Source organism: Sodalis sp. RH15 (assembly GCF_047324255.1).
Classification (GTDB): Bacteria; Pseudomonadota; Gammaproteobacteria; order Enterobacterales; family Enterobacteriaceae; genus Acerihabitans; species Acerihabitans ligni.
The window spans coordinates 3440686-3461551 of record NZ_CP178738.1 but is presented as its reverse complement, the minus strand read 5'-3'; the positions used below and the strand labels follow the sequence as shown (position 1 = coordinate 3461551).

Here is a 20866-nt window from a genome sequence, read left to right as displayed (position 1 = left end):
TCAATAAGGCGGGACAGGATGTGAGAGAAGTAAACCGCCCGCGCCATGGACGGATTCACGGCGTGTTTACGATCTAGCATCCTGTCCCCACCAGTCACCCATTCAATCAGGGCTATCAATATTACCGCCTTTGGCCGGAAGGAACCGATGGATATAAAACAGCTAATCTACTTATGCAATCTTGAGCGGGAGCGTCATTTCGGCCGCGCCGCGGAAGCGAGCTTCGTCAGCCAGCCGACCCTCTCCGCGCGCCTGAAAAATCTGGAGCGGGAGCTCGGCGTGGCGCTGATCCATCGCGGCAATAGTTTCCAGGGGTTTACCGCCGAAGGGGAACGGGTATTGTCCTGGGCGCGGGAAATCGTCTCGGTCTACCAGGGGCTGAAGCTGGAAGTGGAGTCCCTCAAGCAGGGACTGGCGGGCACGCTGCGCATCGGCATCGTGCCGCAGTGCGGCATTCCCCTGGCTCAGCTGTTATTCGATGCCCGGCTGGAATACCCCGCTCTCGAATATCAGGTCAACGTGCTCAGCGCCGATCAATTGCTGGAAGCGCTGATTAATCACAGCGTGGATATCGGCGTTGGCTTCTTTGAGCTGAACCTCTTGCAGGAACTGCATTTCCAGGTGGCGCCGCTGCCGGACCGGGGGGTGGATCTGGTGTTCCATCCCGCGCACTTCACCGGGCTTTCCCCCGAGTCCGCAGTGACTTTGGCGCAGGCGGCCGCCTTTCCCCTGTGCCTGGCCGAACCCAGCCGCTACTTCCGGCGCTATCTGGACGAACATTTCCGGGGCGAGGGATTGCATCCGCATATCGCTCTGGAAAGCGCCTCGATCTTTCATTTGCTGCAGGGGGTTTTTGTCGGGCTGGGCTGCGGCATCATGCCCCGCGGGCATCTGCTGCCCGGAATGACACCGGATTTGCTCAGCGCGCCGATACGGCTGCCCGCCATGAAACGACAGGGCGCCGTGGTGGTTGCCGAGCCCGGCCGGGCAACGCCGCTGGCGAAAACCCTGTTCGCCTTCGCCGCCGTCTGGCTGGCGGACAGGATAAACAGGGAGGTGTAAGCAGGGCCGGGCGGGGGGTTAATTCTGTTCCAGATCGTTCATGGAGGCGATATTAAAGCCGCCGTCCACATGAATGACTTCCCCGGTGATGCCTGAGGCCAGATCGGAGCACAGAAACGCGGCGGTATTGCCCACGTCCTCGATGGTCACCACGCGGCGCAGCGGCGTCACCGATTCGCAGTAAGACAGCATTTTCTTGAAGTTCTTGATGCCGGAAGCCGCCAGGGTCCGGATGGGGCCGGCGGAAATGGCGTTGACGCGTATGCCCTGCGGGCCCATGGCGTTGGCCATGTAGCGGGTATTGGCTTCCAGGGACGCCTTGGCCAGTCCCATGACGTTATAGTTGGGTATGGCGCGTTCGGCGCCCAGGTAAGTCAGCGTCACCAGGGCCGAATTCGGATTCAGCATATGGCGGCCGGCTTTCGCCATGGCGACAAAGCTGTAGGAGCTGATATCGTGGGCGATGGCAAAGCCTTCGCGGGTCACGGCGTTCACATAATCGCCGTCCAGCTGCTCGCCCGGGGCAAAGGCAATGGCATGCACGAAACCGTCGTAGTTCGGCCATACCTTGGCCAGTTCGACATACAGCGCTTCGATGCTGGCATCTTCAGCCACATCGCAGGGTAATACGATGCTGGAACCCAATTCACCGGCGAATCCCTCAACCCGTGATTTCAGTTTATCGTTCTGGTAAGTAAATGCCAGTTCGGCACCTTCGCGATGCATCGCCTGCGCGATACCGAAGGCGATGGAGCGATTGCTGGCTACGCCAGTGACCAGAATGCGCTTACCGGTAAGAAAACCCATAGCATTAATCCTTGTAATCATTTTTACATGCGATCGTAGCGCCAGCGACGCGACATTCGACGTTTATAAACCGGCGGAGTGTACCATGAACAACCGTTACAAGTGTATACCCCGCCTCTCTGGAATATCCGCCGCGGATAAACGGGCCATATCCCGCCGTCGCCGGATATACTCCGGGTTTGCTATGGCATGGCGGCATCGCGCCGCCAGGCGTCCGCCGTCAGGGCCTCGCCGAAGTGGCTGGTTATCAGCCGCTTGGTGAGATCGTGCAGCGGGGCGGCCAGCACGTCTGCGGTATTGCCGCGCTCCACCACCTCGCCGTCCTGCATTACCATGATCTGGTCGCTGATATGCTTCATCATGCCCAAATGCTGGGTGACATAGATATAGGCTATACCCTGTTTGGCCTGCAGCTCGAGCATCAGGTTGATGATTTGCGAGCGCATCGACATATCAAGGGAGGCCAGCGCTTCGTCGGCCACGATAACCTTCGGGCGCAGAATAAGCGCCCTGGCCAGGCCCACGCGCTGTTTCTGCCCCGGCGCCAGCATATGGGGGTAATAGAACGCGTGATCCGGGCGCAGCCCCACCTGCCGCAGGGTCAGGTTAATAGCCTGTTCACGCTCCGTCGGCGTCATGGCGGTGTTGAGCCGCAGCGGTACGTCCAACAGCTGTCCGATGCGCTGGCGGGGATTCAGGGCATTGCCCACATCCTGAAAAATCATGCGGATGCGCTGGCTGCGATAGCGGTAATCGCCGAAGGTCAACGGATGGTCATCGATCAAGAGCTCGCCGCCGGTGGGCTCCACCGTGCCCGCCAGCATTTTCGCCAGGGTGGATTTGCCCGAACCGTTCTCGCCGATAATCGCCAGGGTTTGCCCCTCCCGCAGAATAAAGCTCAGGGGCTTCACCGCCTCAACCTGGTGTTTATGGAACAAGCCGCTGCGATAACGGAAGGTTTTGGTGAGGTTGCGGGCTTCCAATAGGGTTTCCATGCTTATTGCCCTTCCATATTGAGGGGGAAATGACAGGCGAACCAGTGGTTCTTTATCGGCTCCAGCGGCGGCATTTCAATACAGGTTTTCTGCGCGTAAGGGCAGCGGGGCCCCAGGCGGCAGCCGATGGGCAAATGCTCCAGGGAGGGAATGCCGCCGGGCAGGGTATTCAGGCGGCTTTTCGGCGGCATGGATCGGCCGAAATCCGGAATGGCGCGGATCAGCGCCTGGGTGTAGGGATGATGGGGGGTGGCTATGAGCTCCTCGCAGGTAGCGCTCTCCACAGTCTGGCCACAGTAGAGCACATTGATACGGTTGGCCCATTTGCTCATCATCTGGATATCGTGGCTGATCAGCAGGATGGTGGTGTTGTTATTCTGGTTCAGCCCCGCCAGCAGCCGGAATATCTGCGCCTGGGTGGTGGGTTCCATGGCGTTGGTGGGCTCGTCGGCAATCAGCAGCCGGGGCTGATTGGCCAGGGCGATGGCGATCATCACCTTCTGGCACTCCCCCTCGGTGAGCTCGTAAGGATAGCTGCCCATGATATTGCTATGATCCTTGATGCCCACCCGGTGCAGCAGCTCGATGGCCCGGCGTTTGCGCCAGCCGAACCGTTGCCACCACAGCCCTTTATAGGTCCAGCCCGGGATCACCTGAATCAGCTGGCGGCCGATGGTTTCCGACGGATCGAGGCAGGATTGCGGCTCCTGGAAAATCATCGAGACGTTATGGCCCACCAGCCGGCGCCGCTGGCGCGGGCTCAGCTGCAATAAATCGATGTCGTCGAAGCGAAACCGGTCCGCCGTGACCCGCCAGTTATCCTTGGTGACGCCGCAGATGGCTTTGGCTATCAGGCTCTTGCCGGAGCCGGATTCACCCACCAGACCGCGCACTTCCCCTTCAACCAGGGTGAAACTAACCCGATCCACCGCTTTCACCGGCCCTTCGGCGGTCATGAATTCGATAGTGAGATTACGGATATCCATTAACGGCATTATTCCACCTCCGCAATCATGGCGCGGCGAATGCCGTCGCCCAGTATATTCACGATCAGCACGCTTAACATAATGGCGCCTCCCGGCAGCATCACGGTCCAAGGCGCGGCATAGACCAGTTCCAGCGTATCCCCCATCATGGCGCCCCATTCCGGCGACGGCAACTGCGCCCCGAGATCGAGAAAGCCGAGGGCGGCGATATCCAGAATGGCCATGGACAGGGCGCGGGTGAAATCGGACACCAGGACGCTGGCGATATTGGGCAGCACCGCATAGCGCAGGATATGCGGCATCGATGCGCCGTCGATGCGCACCGCCAGCACATACTCTTTTTCCAGTTCGTCATGCACCGCGCCGTAAACCGTGCGCACGATACGCGGTAAAATGGCCAGCCCCACCGCCAGCATGGCGTGCCCGAGGGAGGGGCCGATAAACGCCACCACCACGATGGCCAGCAGCAGCGACGGAATGGATAACAGCGTGTCCAGCACATGATTGAGCGCCGCCGAGCGCAGGCCGCGGCTAATGCCCGCCAGCACTCCCAGCAGCAGTCCGAAGGCACAAGCCAGTATGGTTAACAGCAGCGCCGCGCCGAAGGTGGGGGCGGTGCCGGTTAACAGGCGGCTGAGCACATCGCGGCCCAGATCGTCGGTGCCCAGGAAGAAGGAGACATCGCCGTAGCGCGACCAGGAGGGCGGCAGGAGCTGGTAGCCGAGAAACTGCTGATCCAGGGCATAAGGCGCCACCACCGAACCGAACACGCACAGCAGGATCAGCAGCATAAAACCGTACAGGCCGATCATCGACATGGCGTCATGGTAAAAGATGCGCCAGATATAACGCAGCGGACTGGCCATGCGTTTTTCGCGATAAATATTATCGGAGAGCATACCACTCCTTATGGCGCAGCGGATTGGCCAGCGCGCCCACCACATCCGCCAGAACATTGACGGCAATCACCAGCGATCCCACCGCCATGACGCCGGCGGAAATGGCGGCGTAATCCTGCTGGCGTATGGCGTTGATCAACCAGCGGCCCACGCCGGGCCAGCTGAAGACCACCTCGGTAATCATGGCCAGCGTCAGCATGGTGGAAAACTGCAATCCCAGTTTGGGGATAATGGGGGGCAGGGCATTATGCACAACATGCCGGCGGATAATGGTGGTCAGCGTCAAGCCGCGGGTCGCCGCCGCCTTGATGTAATTCTGGGCGAACACCTCGTCGGTACTGATGCGCATCAGCCTTATCACCTCGGTGGTGGGGGCCACCGCCAGGGCGATGATGGGCAGCACCATGTGCCGCAGGGTGCTGGTTATCATTTCGTGGCGGTATGGGGAATCGGAAAGCCAGGCATCCAGCAGGGCGAAGCCGGTAACCGGTTTAATCTGATAGAGCAGATCATAACGCCCGGAGACCGGAAACCAGCCCAGATGCAGGGCGAAAAACAGCGTCAGCAGCAGCGCCAGCCAGAACACCGGCATTGACAGGCCCAGCAAGGCGAAGATGCTGATGCCGATATCCTGCCATTTATTGCGCGTCACCCCGGCGACGATGCCCAGGGGGATGCCGACGATAAGCGCCAGGACAAAGGCCAGTATGCATAGCTCCAGGGTGGCGGGGAACACTTCGCGCAGCTGCTGGCCGATGGACTGGCCATTGATGCTGGACACGCCGAAATCCAGATGCAGCAGGCCGTTGAAGTAATAGAAATAGGCATCGGCGAGCGCCGCGCCGCTCAACGGCGCGCTGGGGGTGAAATAACTGAGGCTAAAGCCCACCAGCGACAGGAAAAACAGCGTAATCAGCAGCAGCAGCAGCCGGCGCAGGATAAATATAATCATGGTTTCGGTTCCTGGGAGTCATCCCGGTAAACCCCGGCAAAGGAGGCATTGCCGAAGGGGCTGAGCACCAATCCTTTGATATCGTAGCGATAGGCCTGCAGGCGCAGCGACGATGCCAGCGGCAGTACCGGCAACTGCTCCTCCAGCATTCGCTGCGCATCCCGGTAGGTCTCCATGCGTCCGGCCAGCTGCTGCGACAGCAGCGCCGAGCGCAGCAATTGGTCGAACAGGGGCTGGCACCAGTGAGCATAGTTGGTTTGCGAGCGGATGGCGGCGCAGCTGAGCAGCGGCCGGAAGAAGCTGTCCGGATCGTTGCTGTCGGTAGACCAGCCCGCCAGCGTCAGGTCGTGGTTCATGGTCATCAGCCGGGCCTCCTGGAACCGGCCCTCCACCGGGACGATAATCACCTTGATGCCCACCTGCGCCAGGTCCGCCTGGATAAGCTCAGCGGTTTTCAGCGGGCTGGGATTATAGGATTGCGAGGCCGTGGGCACCCATAAACGCAGCTCCATGTTGTCTTTGCCGATGGCGTGCAGGAGCGCCCGCGCCTTGTCGGGGTTATATTCGCTGACCTTGGCCTCGTTGTCATAGGCCCAGGAGGCGCGCGGCAGGATCGAGGCGGCGGTCTCGGCGGTGCCGTAATAGATGGACTGCATCAGGCGCTGATTGTTGATGGACAGTGCGATGGCCTGGCGCACCCGCACATCGTCCAGCGGCGGTTTGGCGGTATTGAACGCCAGATAGGCGATATTCATTCCGGGCCTAAGGGTCAGCCGCAGGCGCGGGTCGTCGCGCAGCACCGGAAGCTGGCTGGCGGCGGGATAGGCCAGGACGTCGCACTCCCCGGTCAGCAGCTTGGACAAGCGGCCGATGCCGCCGGCGCCCAAATCGATGACCACCTGCGACATCCGCGGCCGGCCGCGCCAGTAGGCGTCATGGCGCAGCAGGCGGATAAACTGGCCGGCCCGGTATTCGTTAAGCATGAATGGTCCGGTGCCCACCGGCTGGCGATCGATTTGTTCCTGCCGGCCGGCGGCGGTGAGCTGTTCGGCGTACTCCTCCGACAGCACCGGCGCGTAGTGGGTGGCGATATGCCAGAGAAAGGAAGCATCCGGGCTGTTGAGCCGAAACTCCACCGTGTCGTTGTCCAGCTTGCGCACGCTTTGCACCGAGTCGGGAAACTGCAGACTGTCGAAGTAGGGATAGTCGCCGCCGTTGACATCGTGGTAAGGGTGGTGGATATCAAACATGCGGGCAAAGCTGAACACCACGTCGTCCGCGTTCAAATTGCGGGTGGGCGTAAACCAGGCGGTGCGCTGGAACGGAACGTTTTTGCGCAAATGGAAACGATAAGTCGCGCCGTTGTCCAGCACTTCCCAGCTTTGCGCCAGTTCGGGGATCAGCCGATAGGTATAGGGATCCACATCCAATAGACGATCGTAGATTTGCGCCGAGAGGGTATCCACCGTCAGCCCGCTGCTGGCCATTTGCGGGTTGAACGTATTCAGCAAGCCGTTCACGCAATAAACAAAGCCGCTTTGCCGAATGTCAGGCGGGGAGGGCGTCTGGGCCGCCATCGTGGGCAGCCCCGACGACGCCATGACGGTTACCCATAACAGCGCCAGTATAGAAGAACGTTTTATTCCCATAACCACTTGGATCCTACCGGATAATGGTTCCAGTTTACCTCACTCTGGCGCGACACCCAATTTATGCCGTCAATAATCCGGCGGGATCGGCGCTAAAAGCGCCAATTGGCCGGATTGCGCCTGAAAACGCCGCCACCGGAATAAAAGGATGAGAACGGTTATCATCAAAAAGCTTTGCAAATGATAGTGAGAAGCATTAGCAGACACCTGGCGCCCTATCATCAGGGCTATGCGCTGACCTTAACGGCGTGTTTTTTCATTATCCCCCGCAGCTGGTGGTAGCTCAATGACAACAGATCGGCGGCCTGGCGCTGATTATACCGTGCCTGCGCCAGCGCGCGCTCTATCCAGTATTTCTCCTGTTGTTCAAGCCAGGCTTTCAAATCCAGCGGCAGCGCCGCCGGGGCGCCGTCGGGCGTCTCGTCCGGGTCGGCGGCGGCGTTCACCGCCGCGAAGGGATCGAGCAGTATTGCGTCCAAGGGACGATCGCTGCTGCCGTGACGATAAATCGACCGCTCCACCACGTTTTTCAGCTCCCGGACATTGCCGGGCCAGTAATACGCCAGCAGCGTTTGTCTCGCCGCCGGGGTAAAGCCGGGAAACAGCGGCAAATCGATTTCCCGGCACATCTGGATGGCAAAATGCTCCGCCATGACCATAATATCCTGCTGCCTTGCCCGCAGCGGCGGCAGCGCCACCACGTCAAACGCCAGCCGGTCCAGCAAATCGGCGCGGAAATCGCCGGCTTTGGCCAGGCGGGGCAAGTCGGCATGGGTGGCGCACACCAGCCGGACGTCCACTTGCAGCGGCTGGCTGCCTCCCACCCGTTCCAGCTCGCCGTATTCAATCACCCTGAGTAATTTTTCCTGCACCATCATCGGCGCGGTGGCCAGCTCATCCAGAAACAGGGTGCCGCCGTCCGCCCTCTCGAACCGTCCCTGGTGACGTTTTTGCGCGCCGGTAAAGGCCCCTGCCTCGTGGCCGAACAGTTCCGAATCCAGCAGGTTTTCATTCAAGGCGGCGCAGTTAAGGGAGATGAACGGACCCTGCCAGCGGGGGGAGAGGTAATGGAGCCGCCGGGCTATCAGCTCTTTACCGGTTCCCCGTTCGCCGATGACCAACACCGGCTTGTTCAGCCGCGCCAGCCGGGAGACCTGTTCCAGCACTTCCAGGAAATTATTGGATTGCCCCAGCAGGTTTTCATGATGATCCGCCATGGTGAATTTCGCCAACAGTTGGTATATATAATCACTATAGCGGAAGCCCAATGAAGAGCAATTATAAAAAACATATAAAATCAATGCATTAAAATTCGTGCATTATTGGCACGCTATTTGTAATCCCCTCTGTAGGGCATGTTCATTATGAACACATTTTCAGTCGTTAACCGGCTAGATATAAAGGGGATCTGCAATGGGTATTTTTTCTCGTTTCACCGATATCGTGAACGCCAATATCAATGCCTTACTGGATAAGGCGGAAGATCCGGAAAAACTGGTCCGCCTGATGATTCAGGAAATGGAGGATACCCTGGTCGAGGTGCGCACCACCTCCGCCCAGGCGCTGGCGGAAAAGAAACAGCTGTTGCGGCGTATCAGCCAGGGGGAAACGCAGCAGGCCGACTGGCAGGCAAAAGCCGAATTGGCCCTGACCAAAAACAAAGAAGACCTGGCGCGCGCCGCGCTGATGGAAAAGCAGCGCCTCACCAAAATTGTCGCCGCCCTGCATCAGGACGTGTCGGTGATTGAAGAAACGCTGGATCGCATGAAACGTGAAATAGGCGAGCTTGAGAATAAGCTGGCGGAAACCCGCGCCCGCCAGAAAACCCTGGCGCTGCGCCATCAGGCCGCCGCTTCTTCCCGGGATATCCGCCGTCAGCTGGACAGCGGTAAAATCGACGAAGCCATGGCCCGATTTGAACAGTTCGAACGCCGTATCGACAGCATGGAGGCCGAGGCCGAAAGCGTCGGCTTCGGCAAACAAAAATCGCTGGACCAGCAGTTCGCCGAATTGAAAGCGGATGATGAAATCAGCCAACAGCTGGCGGCCCTGAAAGCGCAAATGAATAAAACCGAATAATGCAGGCCGCTGACAAACGTACTCGGCGTCAATAAGGCGGGACAGGCTGCCAGAAGAGTAAACCGTCCCGGCCGAGCACGTTGGCAACAGATTCATCAATGAGCAATTACCCTAAATAATGCGAGTTGCCGCCTTCCCGATGATAAGGAGTCATCATGACTGCAGTGTTGATTGTGCTCGCCATACCCTTGACCGTGTTTTTGCTGTTTGTGGCGCCGGTATGGCTGTGGTTGCATTATGGCAATCGCCGTCGGCAGGGGTCGCTTTTTCAGACGCAGGATGCCCGGCGATTGGCGCAGCTCCAGGAAGAGGCGCAGCGGATGCAGACGCGTATCCGGGCGTTGGAGGATATTCTGGATGCGGAATACCCCGACTGGAGGCAACAATAGGATGAATGGAATAATGAAAAAACAGCTGTTCCGCCGGCCCGACGAGGGCATGATCAAAGGGGTCTGCGCCGGCCTGGCGCACTATTTTGATATTCCGGTGCGGCTGGTGCGGATTATCGTGGTGCTGTCGATGTTTTTCGGACTGTTTATGCTGACCATCATCGCTTACGCCATCCTGGCGTATTGGCTGGAACCCGCGCCGGCGGGTGCCGAAGGTTCTGATTCCGCCGCCATGCCCCCCGGCCGGCAACTGGACGTGCTGGAAATGCAGCTTAAGGACAGCGAGCAGCATCTGCGCCGGGTCGAACGTTATGTCACCTCCGAAACCTTTGGCCTGCGTAACCGGTTCCGCCACCTATAACACGCGCGGCGCCGGGTTTGCCGGCTGATGATGAAGCAACGGGCAAAGAGCCGGATTTGTCTGGGGATGCAATCCACGACATAATCAACTTTTGCCATGTGGAAAACTGGAATGGACGCTCTGAATCAATGGCTGAATCGCGGCATCGATCGCCATCTGCGCCTGGCGGTAACCGGATTAAGCCGCAGCGGCAAAACCGCCTTTATAACCTCTTTTGTCAATCAACTGCTGATGGTGAACAACGGCGCGCGCCTGCCGATGTTTTCAGCGGCGGACGGCGGCCGCCTGCTGGGGGCCAAGCGGGTGCCGCAGCGCCATCTGGGCATTTCCCGTTTCGCCTACGATGAAGGCATCGCCGCGTTATACGGCACGCCCCCCGCCTGGCCCCTGCCTACCCGCGGCGTCAGCGAAATGCGGCTGGCGCTGCGCTACCGGTCCCGGGATGCGCTGTGGCGCCATATCAAGGATACCGGCACCCTCTATCTGGAAATCGTTGATTATCCGGGGGAGTGGCTGCTGGATTTACCGATGCTGGAGCAGGATTACCTGGGCTGGTCCGGTCAAATGGCCGGATTACTGCAGGGAGATCGCGCTTTATGGGCCGGGCCCTGGCTGAAAAAATGCGCCGCCCTTGATCCGCTGGCGCCGGCGGATGAGCGTGCGCTGGCGGAGATTGCCGCGCAATACACCCGTTATCTGCTGCATTGCAAACAGCAGGGCCGGTATTTTATCCAGCCGGGACGTTTTGTGTTGCCCGGTGACATGGCGGATGCGCCGGCGCTGCAGTTTTTCCCCTGGCCGGCGGGCGGAACCCTGCCGGAAAGCCAATTGCTCCAGGCGCCGAAAACCACCAATCTCGGTATGCTGCGGGAGCGTTATCACTATTATTGCCAGACCGTGGTAAAAGGGTTTTATAAAGATCATTTTACCGGTTTCGATCGCCAGATAGTGCTGGTGGACTGCCTGCAAGCGCTGAACGGCGGCCCCGATGCCTTTAACGATATGCGTCTGGCCTTGAGCCAGCTGATGCGCAGTTTCCACTACGGCAAACGTACGCTCTACCGCCGGCTGTTTTCTCCCTGCATCGACAAGCTGATGTTCGCCGCCAGTAAAGCGGATCACATCACCGCCGATCAGCAGGCCAATCTGGTGTCGCTGCTGCAGCAGTTAATTCAGGATGCCTGGCGTAACGCCGCCTTTGAAGGCATCGCCATGGAGTGCGCCGGCCTGGCCTCGGTGCGGGCCACCGAGGGCGGCACGGTGGCCCTGCAGGGGAAAAACATCCCGGCGCTGAAGGGGTTCCGCCTGCGGGACGGCCAGCCGCTGACGCTCTATCCCGGCGACGTCCCCCCGCGGCTGCCCGGCGCGGCGTTCTGGCATAAGCAGGGTTTTCAGTTCGAAGATTTCCGGCCGCGGCAGATGGACCCGGATATGCCGCTGCCCCATATCCGCCTGGATGCGGTGATGGAGTTTCTGTTGGGGGATAAATTGCGATGACCGAACCTATTAAACCCGGCATGGAGGCTCATCGTCCCGGTGAGGATGCCATTCAAGCCCGCATTGATTTTGAACAACCGGTTGTTGCCCCCGAAGAGCCCGAGCTGAGGCGCGCGCAGGTTTTCGATCCGCAGCAGGAAATAGTCTTCGAGCCGCTGGGGGACGCCGACGAAACCGATGCCGGTGAAAATAAACCGGGGCGGCCTGAGCGCTGGCTGGACGACGCGTTAAAGCCCAAACGCAGTATCTGGCGCCGCCTGGTGACGGCCGGCGCGGGATTGTTCGCCATAAGCGCACTGGCGCAGATGGGATCGTGGTTTGGCCGGGCCTGGCAGCAACAGGATTGGTTCGCCCTGGGTACGCTGGGGGCGGGCGCCCTGATTATCCTGGCCGGCGCCGGTTCGCTGGCGGCTGAATGGCGCCGGCTCTATCGTCTGCGGCAGCGGGCCGAAGAGCGCGATCGCGCCGGCGAGCTGCTGCGCAGCCACGCCCTCGGCCAGGGCCGGGAGTTTTGCCTTGGCCTGGCCGGACGGGCCGGTATCCGACAGGGCCACCCGGCCCTGGTGCATTGGCTGGCCGCGCTGCAGGATACCCACAGCGACCGGGAGGTGGTGGAATTGTATGCCCGCATGGTGCAGCCGGTTATCGACCGCCGCGCCCGACGGGAAATCAGCCGCTCCGCCGCCGAATCCGCCCTGATGATCGCGGTCAGTCCGCTGGCGGTGGTGGATATGGGGTTTATCGCCTGGCGCAACCTGCGGTTAATCAATCGAATCGCGGCGATATACGGTATCGAGGTGGGTTATTTCAGCCGTATACGTCTGTTCCGGCTGGTGCTGCTGAATATCGCATTCGCCGGCGTCAGCGAATGGGTCCGCGAAATGGGTATGGACTGGATGTCGCAGGATCTGGCCGCCCGCCTCTCGGCCCGCATCGCGCAGGGCATGGGGGCCGGGCTGCTGACCGCGCGGCTGGGTATCAAAGCGATGGAGCTTTGCCGCCCGCTGCCCTGGCTAAACGGCGACAAGCCGCGCCTGGGCGTTTACCGCCGTGAACTCATCGGCCAGCTGAAATCTCTCCTTGAGCGGAAAAACCTTCCCTGACCGGCGGCGGGCGCTTCCGGTCCGATGGCTGAATTTCTTTCCGTCTGTCAACTTTTTGTGACAGACGGCTTCATCCCGGCTGCGCCGCAACGTATGATATCCCCAGGATTCGCCCATCAATCGTCAAGAGGCGCGGCATGCGTTTAGAAGTTTTTTGTGAAGATCGCCTCGGCCTGGCCCGGGAACTGCTGGACCTGTTGGCATCGCGCAATATTGATTTACGCGGCATCGAAATCGATCCCGCCGGCAGGATCTATTTAAATGTTGCACTGGTGGAAAGAGACACTTTCCCCGGGTTAATGGCGGAGATTCGCCGGATCCAGGGCGTGACCGATGTCCGTACCCTGGCCTTCATGCCTTCGGAACGGGAGCATCGCGCCCTGGAAGCATTGTTGGCCGCCATGCCTGAACCGGTGTTGTCCGTAGATCTTAAAGGCAAAGTGGAACTGACCAATCCGGCGGCCTTGGCGCTGTTCAACCTGCCGGCGGAAAAAATGCGCCGCCAGCCCATCGGCGGCTTTATCGGCGGGTTCAATTTTACCCGTTGGCTGGAGAATGAGCGTCCCGCGGCCGATAGCCGGCGGGTGGTATTGGCGGGGCAGGATTTTCTAATGGACATCACGCCCGTCCGGCTGGCGGACGATGACGGCAAACCGGCGGCGGCGGGGGCGGTAATCTTGCTGAAGTCCGCAGTCCGCATGGGACGGCAGTTACAGGAAACCGGCCCCAATGACGACAGCGAATTCGGACATATCATTGCCGCCAGCGTCAAAATGCGCCAGGTGGTGGAGCATGCGCGCAAACTGGCCATGCTGGACGCGCCCCTGCTGATCGTCGGCGAGACCGGCACCGGTAAAGATTTGATGGCCCATGCCTGCCATTTGCGCAGCCCGCGCGGCAAACAGCCATTCCTGGCCCTTAACTGCGCCGCGCTGCCGGATGACGTGGCGGAAAGCGAACTGTTCGGCCACGCCGCCGGCGCTTATCCCAACGCGCTGGAAAGCAAAAAGGGCTTTTTCGAACAGGCCGGCGGCGGTTCGGTGCTGTTGGACGAGATCGGCGAGATGTCCCCCCGCATGCAAACGAAACTGCTGCGTTTCCTCAACGACGGGACCTTTCGCCGGGTGGGCGAAGATCAGGAAATGCATGTGGATGTCCGGGTTATCTGCGCGACCCAGAAAAATCTTCTGGAGCTGGTGCATAAAGGGCAGTTTCGCGAGGATCTCTATTACCGCCTGAACGTATTGACCCTGAATCTGCCGCCGCTGCGGGAGCGGCCGGATGACATCATGCCCCTTACGTCGCTCTTTATCGCCCGGTTCTGCGACGAGCAGGGCGTGCCACGTCCGCGGCTGGCCCCTGAGTTAACGGCCATGCTGGCGCAGTACGCCTGGCCGGGCAACGTCCGGCAGCTGAAAAATGTGCTTTATCGCGCCATGGCGCAGTTGGATGGTCCGGCGTTAGGCGTCGACGACATCGACCTGCCGGATTTTGCCCTGTCGCTGCCGACGTCCGAAGAGGTGCTGGACGGCTCCCTGGACGATATCAGTAAAAGGTTCGAGCGCTCGGTGCTCACCCGGCTTTATCGCACCTATCCCAGTACCCGAAAGCTGGCGAAAAGACTGGGCGTATCCCACACCGCCATCGCCAACAAGCTGCGCGAGTACGGACTGAGCAGCAAAAAGCCCGGCGAGGACGAGGAAGCATAAAACCACGCCGCGCCGTTCGCGCCCGCCTGCTCCTCCATTGCCCGGCCCGCAGGGTCAATTGCGGGCCGGCGCTTCCCGCAGGACAGACAGCGCCCGATCATAATCCGGCTCATGGGTGATTTCCGCCACCCGTTGGCTGTACAGCACCTTGTTGCGCTCATCGAGCACCATGACCGCCCGCGCGGTCAGCCCTTTCAACGGGCCATCGGTGATTTCCACTCCATAGCGGCGCATGAATTGCCGATCGCGCAGGGTGGATAAGGTAATGACGCGATGCAATCCTTCCGTACCGCAAAAACGTGACTGGGCGAACGGTAAATCGGCGGAAATGCACAGCACCACGGTATTTTCCAGATCGACGGCTATTTGATTGAAACGGCGCACCGTGGCCGCGCAAATGGCGGTGTCGATACTGGGGAAGATATTCAGCAACTTGCGTTTGCCGGTATGGTTGTTTAACGTTATGTCTAAGAGATCTTTGGCCACCAGTGAAAAGTCCGGAGCCGTATCACCGGGCTGTGGCAGCGAATCCGCCACCCTGACCGGATTACCCTGAAAATAAACTGTTTCTGCCATACTGGGTTCCTTGTCTGCTTAACATCAAATCCAGTCTAAAAGATGACGAAAAGCGAAGATAGCCGGATTTTTACAATAATAACTTTCTAAATTAACAGGATTTATGGGCCGGGAGGATCCTATGGCAACCATCAATCCGAGGACCGACGATGAGAGTAATGCGTTTTTATGCCGAAGCATGGCCGCTCCATACGCCTTTTGTGATTTCACGGGGCAGCCGTACGGAAGCAAAAGTGGTGGTGGTGGAAATAGAGCAGGACGGTGTTAAGGGTATCGGCGAATGCACCCCTTATCCCCGTTACGGAGAGAGCGAACAATCGGTGCTGGAACAGCTGACCTCGGTGCTGCATCCCATCGAACAGGGCGTTTCGCGGGAAATACTGCAGCAATTGCTCCCCGCCGGCGCGGCCCGCAACGCGGTGGATTGCGCGCTGTGGGATGTGGAGCGCCAGTTGAGCGGACAAACGCTGGCGCAGTACGCCGGCGTCCAGCTGCCGGCGACCATCGCCATGGCGCAGACCCTGGGCATCGATGAACCCCAGGCCATGGCCGAAGCCGCGCAGGCATTCTGGCAAAAAGGCGCCAGGCTGCTGAAAATCAAGCTCGACGATCGGCTGATAACCGAGCGGATGGTGGCTATTCGTACCGCCGTTCCGGCGGCGACCCTCATTGTCGATGCCAATGAAGCCTGGCATCCCGAAGGATTAGCCTCCCGCTGCCAATTATTGGCGGATCTGGGGGTGGCGATGCTCGAACAGCCGCTGCCCGCGGAGCAGGATGCCGCGTTACAGCATTTCATCCATCCGCTGCCGATCTGCGCCGATGAAAGTTGCCATACCCGACAGCAATTACCGGCGCTTAAGGACAACTATGAGATGGTGAACATCAAACTGGACAAAACCGGCGGCCTGACCGAAGCGCTGCTGCTGGCCCGGCAGGCGGGAGAGCAGGGGTTCGGCATTATGCTCGGCTGCATGCTGTGCACATCCAGGGCCATTGCCGCCGCCTTGCCGCTGGCCCCGGCGGCGCGGTTTATCGACCTGGACGGGCCGACCTGGCTCTCCATGGATGCGCAACCCCATCTGACGTTCGGCTGCGGGTCTATCCTGCTGGAATAACGTTATCCGTTCCGGGGGCGGTTTTCAGGATCTGTAACGCAATAAATCCACCAGGGCGTCCAGATAATCCGTGGTGGCGGCATCCGCCGAGACGGCGGGCAGTTCGGCGGTGATGCAGGGCAGGGATTGCTCCTCGCACCAGCTGCCGAAGGAACCCGGGGTCGCGTAGCCGACGCTGTCCACCAGCGGCAGCGAAAGCCGCTCCGCCAGCCATAGCGCCAGGGGTGAACGGGCCTGCTGTTCGATACAGGCCAGGGGCTCATGGAACGAAACCACCCAGGCCGGTTTTAATTGCGCTATCAACCCGCACAGCGCACGGGTTTCCGGCTCCGAACCCGGCGCGGTGCCGGGGGAGAGCGCCACGTCCCGTGCTTCGCTTGCGCTGGTCCAGCGGTAAAGGGTATCCATGGGCCGCCAGTTGCCGGTGGGGAAATTGCGGTTCAGATCGACCCCGTTGGCGTTCGCGCGCAATCCCAACTGACAGCCGTCCGGATTCACCGCCAAAACGAGATGATGGCGCGGCGGCTTTGCGCCGAGAGTGCGCAGCGCGCAGGACAGCGCCACCACCCCCGCGGTTTCATCGCCGTGGGTGCCGGCAATGATTAATCCGGTATCCGGACCGGCGTCGGCGGCGCGGAAAAACAGCATCGGCGCGCCCAGTACCGATTTGCCAAAGGGGGTCCCGGGAAAAATAAGCTTGCCCCGCTGCGGGCGGGGATGGAATACGGTCATGGGGTTTTCTGCCATAATCTAATGAGTTACATTGACTGATAATACTTTATCGCAAAAGACCTTCGCCTTACGACTTTTGTCGGCAGACTTTTAGTTTTAACACTTTTAGTCCCGAACTTTTTTATGCTAAAGCACGGCACGGCCGCCATTATCCGGCCCGCGCCCGGGTGATGCGCCGATTATGACTTCAAGGAAAAGCTTATGCCTGGTTCCAAATTAGCACTCTGTGCCTCCTTAATCATTGCCTGCTGCGGCATCGCCCGCGGCGCCACGCCGCCGCCCGGCGTTCAGCTGTCCCCGGTACAGCATATCGTCCGGCACATCAAAGACGAACCGGCCTCGCTGGACCCCATCAAAGGCGTCGGCCTGACGGAAGCGGAAGTCACGCGGGATCTCTTCGAGGGGCTGGTTAACCAGGACGCCGACGGGCATTTGATTCCGGGCGTGGCCGTCAGCTGGCAAACCAACGACAACCGCACCTTTGTTTTTCATCTGCGCCATGACGCCCGCTGGTCTAATGGTGACCCTGTCACCGCCGGTGATTTTGTCTACAGCTGGCGGCGGCTGGCGGATCCGAAAAATCTGTCTCCCTTTGCCTGGTTTACCCAACTGGCGGGGCTGGCCAACGCCGGCGACATCATCGCCGGCAAAGCGCCGGCCGAGCGGCTTGGGGTCAGCGCACCGGACGACTACACCCTGAAAGTGGAGCTGGATAAACCGGTACCGTATTTTGCCAGCCTGACGGCTAACTTCAGTTTATTCCCGGTCCACCGCGCCACGGTAGAGAAATACGGCAATGACTGGACCAAAGTGGGCAACCTGGTGGGCAACGGCGCGTTTCAGCTCCAGCAACGGGTAGTCAATGAAAAACTGGTGCTGGCGCCCAACCCGTACTACTGGGATCATCGGCATACGGTATTAACGCAGGTAACGTTTATTCCCATCAATCAGGAGTCTTCGGCGCTGAACCGCTATCTCGCCAATGATATCGATATTACCGAATCCTTTCCGAAACCCCGCTATCAGCAACTGCTAAAGGATATTCCCGGCCAGGTGTATACCCCTCCCCAGTTGGGAACTTACTATTACGCGTTTAATACCCGGCGCGCGCCCACCAGCGACGTGCGGGTGCGCAAAGCGCTGTCTTACGCCATCGACCGCCGGATTATCGCGGAGAAGGTGGTGGGCAGCGGCGAAAAACCCGCCTTTCACCTGACCCCCGACGTCACCGCCGGTTATAAGCCCGTGCCGAATTATCTGCAGCAGCACTCCCAGGAGGAGTTGGATGCCGAAGCCAAGGTACTGATGACGGCGGCGGGTTACGGCCCGGATAAACCTATTACCCTGAATCTGTTGTACAATACTTCCGAAGGCAACGAAAAAATCGCTATCGCCGTCGCCTCCATGTGGAAGAAAAAACTCGGGGTGAATGTCAAGCTGGTAAACCAGGAATGGAAGTCCTATATCGACAGCCGCAATACCGGTAATTTCGATGTGGTGCGCGCGTCCTGGGTTGGGGATTATAATGAGCCCTCCACCTTCTTATCGCTGCTCACCGCGGCGCACAGCGGCAATATCGCCAAATTCAACGACCCCCAATACGATCGCCTGCTGGAGCAGGCCAGCCGGCAAACCAATGCCAAACTGCTGGCGGCGGATTACAACAAGGCGGAGGATATTATCGCCGAACAGGCGCCCATAGCGCCGATTTATCAATATACCAACGGCCGGCTCATCAAGCCCTGGGTGCAGGGCTACCCAATTAATAATCCCGAGGATGTGGCTTACAGCCAAAGCATGTATATTCTCAAGCACTGAAAATGGCGTTTCTGGTGAATGGTACAGGATAAATAATGGACAAGGTGATAAACAGCGTTGCTTACCAAGCGGGACGTCGAATAGGTGAAGTCACCATCGACGACATCAGCGAGGTGTTAAAACAGCCCGACGCGTTTGTCTGGTTAGGCCTGTTTGCGCCCGATGATGCATTCATGCGAAAAATACAGCAAGAATTCCATCTGCATGACTTAGCCATCGAAGATGCGCTTACCGCCCATCAGCGGCCAAAATTGGAAACCTACGGCGACTCGTTGTTTATCGTGGTGAAAACCGCCCAGCGGGTGGATGATAAAATACAGTATGGCGAGACACATTTTTTCGTCGGCGCGCATTTTCTGATTACCGTTCGTCACGGCGCCTCCTCCAGCTACGCCGCCATTCGCGCGCGCGCGGAGGAAACGCCCAAGCTGCTGGCCAAAGGGCCGGGATTCGCGCTCTATTCTATACTGGACTTTGTGGTGGATAATTACCGGGAAATCATCGGCCAGTACGAGACGCAATTTGACGGCATCGAGTCGGCCATGTTCAAGTCCGAGTTCGATCCGCAGGCGGTGGAAGAGGTTTATCGACTGCGCCGCGATCTGCTGGCTATGCACAATGCCGCCGTGCCCATCGACGATATTTGCAACCAGTTGATTCATCTGCATGAAGCCGTTATTCCCAAAGAGCTGAGGGCCTATATCCGCGACGTCCAGGATCATGCTCATCAGGTGATCACGCTTACCGATGATATGCGCGAAATGTTGACCAATGCGATGCATGTGAATTTGGCGATGGTATCGGTCAGGCAAAACGAAGTGGTAAAACGGTTGGCCGGGTGGGGCGCTATCCTGGCGGTGCCAACGGTTATCTTCAGTCTGTACGGCATGAACTTCGCCTCGATGCCGGAATTGAAAATGCCCTGGGGATATCCGGTCACGCTGCTGGTGACCCTTGCCGGCTGTGTTGCCCTGCATCGGAAACTCAAACGTTCAGGTTGGTTATAGTCAGTGGAAAAAAGGTGTGAGACGTTGGACGTTATTGATCAAAACGCTTTGCATATCAATGGTGTGGTTTATGCCGGCCAGTTGGACGGCGCCGGGGGTATCCGGCCCATTGAAGCGGCGGATATTGCCCATTGCGACCACCCGTGCTGGCTGCATCTGGATATTGAGCACCAGGCCAGCATGGAATGGCTGAATGATACGCCGCTGGTTCCGGACCCCTTGCGTGAGCCGCTGGCGGGCAACAGCACGCGGCCCAGGATAAACCGGCTGCCCGAAGGGGCGCTGATTATATTGCGGAGCATTAATTTTAATACCGAAGAGTACCCCGAAGAGCTGATCGTACTGCGCATCTATATCACCGATAAGCTGATTGTCACCACCCGGCGTCAGCCTATACAGGCGGTGGAAGAGATTCTTGAAGGGCTGCAGAGAAAACAGGGCCCGGTCAACAGCGGTACCTGGCTGGTGGAGATGAGCGATATCCTGACCGATCATACCAGTGATTTCATCGATGAAATGCACGATCGGATAATCGCCCTGGAAAACGACCTGCTTGAACAGCGCATTCCGCCGCGCGGCCAGCTGGCGCAGCTGCGCAAGCAGTTGATTGTGCTGCGCCGCTATATGGGGCCCCAGCGCGACGTGTTCTCGCGTCTGGCCAGCGAGCATCTGGCCTGGATGGACAAGGACGACCGGCGCCGGATGCAGGATATCGCCGACCGGCTGGGGCGGGGCATAGAGGATATTGACGGCGGCATCGCGCGCACGGCGGTCATCGCCGATGAAATCAACTCGCTGACGGCGGAAGCCATCAACCGCCGCAGTTATACCATGTCCCTGATGGCAATGGTATTCCTGCCCACCACCTTCCTCACCGGCCTGTTCGGCGTTAACCTGGGCGGCATTCCCGGCGGCAATATGCGTTATGGTTTTAGCCTGTTTTGTCTGCTGTTGGTTTTATTGGTTCTGGGGGTTGCATGGTGGTTAAAACGTCGTAAATGGCTATAACATTGGCGTTTTATGGAAATATATTCGGTAAAAAGTATCCAAAAAGCTCATCAATATTGAGCAATATCAAAAAGCCGATGCTTAGAATCAGGCATTATCCATTGTGCAGGTGAATGCAA

Annotated in this window: 20 protein-coding genes; 11 read left to right on the top strand and 9 right to left on the bottom strand. The window is 59.1% G+C overall.

The window, feature by feature from the left end:
• The first annotated feature begins 147 nt into the window (after positions 1-147).
• On the top strand, positions 148-1062 hold the full coding sequence (locus ACL2XO_RS15785) for a LysR family transcriptional regulator (protein ID WP_413741021.1): 915 nt from the start codon (positions 148-150) through the stop codon (positions 1060-1062).
• 18 nt (positions 1063-1080) lie between these two features.
• Here the strand turns inward: ACL2XO_RS15785 and fabI are convergent, their stop codons facing one another.
• The 7 genes from fabI to pspF form a co-directional block, all read right to left on the bottom strand.
• The gene (gene fabI / locus ACL2XO_RS15780; RefSeq protein ID WP_132921441.1) at positions 1081-1869 is read right to left on the bottom strand and encodes an enoyl-ACP reductase FabI; all 789 of its coding nucleotides are present in this window, start codon (positions 1867-1869) and stop codon (positions 1081-1083) included.
• A 182-nt stretch (positions 1870-2051) separates the two neighbouring features.
• Positions 2052-2864, bottom strand: coding sequence for a putrescine export ABC transporter ATP-binding protein SapF (gene sapF, locus ACL2XO_RS15775; protein WP_132921442.1), 813 nt, complete (start codon positions 2862-2864; stop codon positions 2052-2054).
• Between the two features lie 2 nt (positions 2865-2866).
• Complete coding sequence (sapD, locus tag ACL2XO_RS15770) at positions 2867-3859, bottom strand: putrescine export ABC transporter ATP-binding protein SapD (protein ID WP_132921443.1); 993 nt, start codon at positions 3857-3859, stop codon at positions 2867-2869.
• On the bottom strand, positions 3859-4749 hold the full coding sequence (sapC, locus tag ACL2XO_RS15765) for a putrescine export ABC transporter permease SapC (protein WP_132921444.1): 891 nt from the start codon (positions 4747-4749) through the stop codon (positions 3859-3861). The genes sapD and sapC overlap by 1 nt, the downstream gene beginning before the upstream one ends.
• Entirely contained in the window at positions 4736-5701 is a 966-nt protein-coding gene (sapB, locus tag ACL2XO_RS15760; RefSeq protein ID WP_203521316.1) for a putrescine export ABC transporter permease SapB, read from the bottom strand. Before sapB ends, sapC begins: the two co-directional genes overlap by 14 nt.
• Complete coding sequence (gene sapA, locus ACL2XO_RS15755; RefSeq protein ID WP_203521317.1) at positions 5698-7350, bottom strand: ABC transporter substrate-binding protein SapA; 1653 nt, start codon at positions 7348-7350, stop codon at positions 5698-5700. Before sapA ends, sapB begins: the two co-directional genes overlap by 4 nt.
• Before the next feature lie 227 nt (positions 7351-7577).
• The gene (gene pspF, locus ACL2XO_RS15750) at positions 7578-8567 is read right to left on the bottom strand and encodes a phage shock protein operon transcriptional activator (RefSeq protein WP_413724547.1); all 990 of its coding nucleotides are present in this window, start codon (positions 8565-8567) and stop codon (positions 7578-7580) included.
• A gap of 196 nt (positions 8568-8763) precedes the next feature.
• On the opposite strand from pspF, the gene pspA reads away from it, so the two are divergent.
• The 6 genes from pspA to tyrR all read left to right on the top strand — a co-directional run bounded on the left by pspA (position 8764) and on the right by tyrR (position 14488).
• On the top strand, positions 8764-9429 hold the full coding sequence (pspA, locus tag ACL2XO_RS15745; RefSeq protein ID WP_132921448.1) for a phage shock protein PspA: 666 nt from the start codon (positions 8764-8766) through the stop codon (positions 9427-9429).
• Positions 9430-9584: 155 nt separating this feature from the next.
• Positions 9585-9818: an envelope stress response membrane protein PspB gene (gene pspB / locus ACL2XO_RS15740; protein WP_132921449.1), complete on the top strand. Its 234-nt coding sequence runs from the start codon at positions 9585-9587 to the stop codon at positions 9816-9818.
• Between the two features lies 1 nt (position 9819).
• Positions 9820-10179 (top strand): envelope stress response membrane protein PspC, encoded by a 360-nt coding sequence (gene pspC, locus ACL2XO_RS15735; RefSeq protein ID WP_413724545.1) that lies wholly within the window; start codon positions 9820-9822, stop codon positions 10177-10179.
• 111 nt (positions 10180-10290) lie between these two features.
• Positions 10291-11676, top strand: a complete 1386-nt coding sequence (locus ACL2XO_RS15730) for a YcjX family protein (protein ID WP_413741020.1) — start codon at positions 10291-10293, stop codon at positions 11674-11676.
• The gene (locus ACL2XO_RS15725) at positions 11673-12779 is read left to right on the top strand and encodes a YcjF family protein (protein WP_413741019.1); all 1107 of its coding nucleotides are present in this window, start codon (positions 11673-11675) and stop codon (positions 12777-12779) included. The genes ACL2XO_RS15730 and ACL2XO_RS15725 overlap by 4 nt, the downstream gene beginning before the upstream one ends.
• Before the next feature lie 137 nt (positions 12780-12916).
• On the top strand, positions 12917-14488 hold the full coding sequence (tyrR, locus tag ACL2XO_RS15720) for a transcriptional regulator TyrR (protein ID WP_413741018.1): 1572 nt from the start codon (positions 12917-12919) through the stop codon (positions 14486-14488).
• A 54-nt stretch (positions 14489-14542) separates the two neighbouring features.
• Here the strand turns inward: tyrR and tpx are convergent, their stop codons facing one another.
• The gene (tpx, locus tag ACL2XO_RS15715) at positions 14543-15064 is read right to left on the bottom strand and encodes a thiol peroxidase (protein ID WP_132921453.1); all 522 of its coding nucleotides are present in this window, start codon (positions 15062-15064) and stop codon (positions 14543-14545) included.
• Between the two features lie 149 nt (positions 15065-15213).
• On the opposite strand from tpx, the gene ycjG reads away from it, so the two are divergent.
• Positions 15214-16182 carry an L-Ala-D/L-Glu epimerase gene (ycjG, locus tag ACL2XO_RS15710; protein ID WP_132921454.1) on the top strand — a complete coding sequence of 323 codons (969 nt, stop codon included), beginning with the start codon at positions 15214-15216 and terminating at the stop codon, positions 16180-16182.
• Between the two features lie 24 nt (positions 16183-16206).
• Here the strand turns inward: ycjG and mpaA are convergent, their stop codons facing one another.
• On the bottom strand, positions 16207-16914 hold the full coding sequence (gene mpaA, locus ACL2XO_RS15705) for a murein tripeptide amidase MpaA (protein ID WP_132921455.1): 708 nt from the start codon (positions 16912-16914) through the stop codon (positions 16207-16209).
• Between the two features lie 201 nt (positions 16915-17115).
• Here mpaA and ACL2XO_RS15700 point away from each other — a divergent pair, with 201 nt between their 5' ends.
• From ACL2XO_RS15700 to zntB, 3 genes are read left to right on the top strand one after another with little or no spacing between them, the layout of a single operon-like run.
• Positions 17116-18732, top strand: coding sequence for a peptide ABC transporter substrate-binding protein (locus ACL2XO_RS15700; RefSeq protein ID WP_413741017.1), 1617 nt, complete (start codon positions 17116-17118; stop codon positions 18730-18732).
• Between the two features lie 35 nt (positions 18733-18767).
• Entirely contained in the window at positions 18768-19739 is a 972-nt protein-coding gene (corA, locus tag ACL2XO_RS15695) for a magnesium/cobalt transporter CorA (protein WP_413724539.1), read from the top strand.
• Between the two features lie 24 nt (positions 19740-19763).
• Complete coding sequence (gene zntB, locus ACL2XO_RS15690) at positions 19764-20747, top strand: zinc transporter ZntB (protein ID WP_132921458.1); 984 nt, start codon at positions 19764-19766, stop codon at positions 20745-20747.
• The last annotated feature ends 119 nt before the right edge of the window (positions 20748-20866 follow it).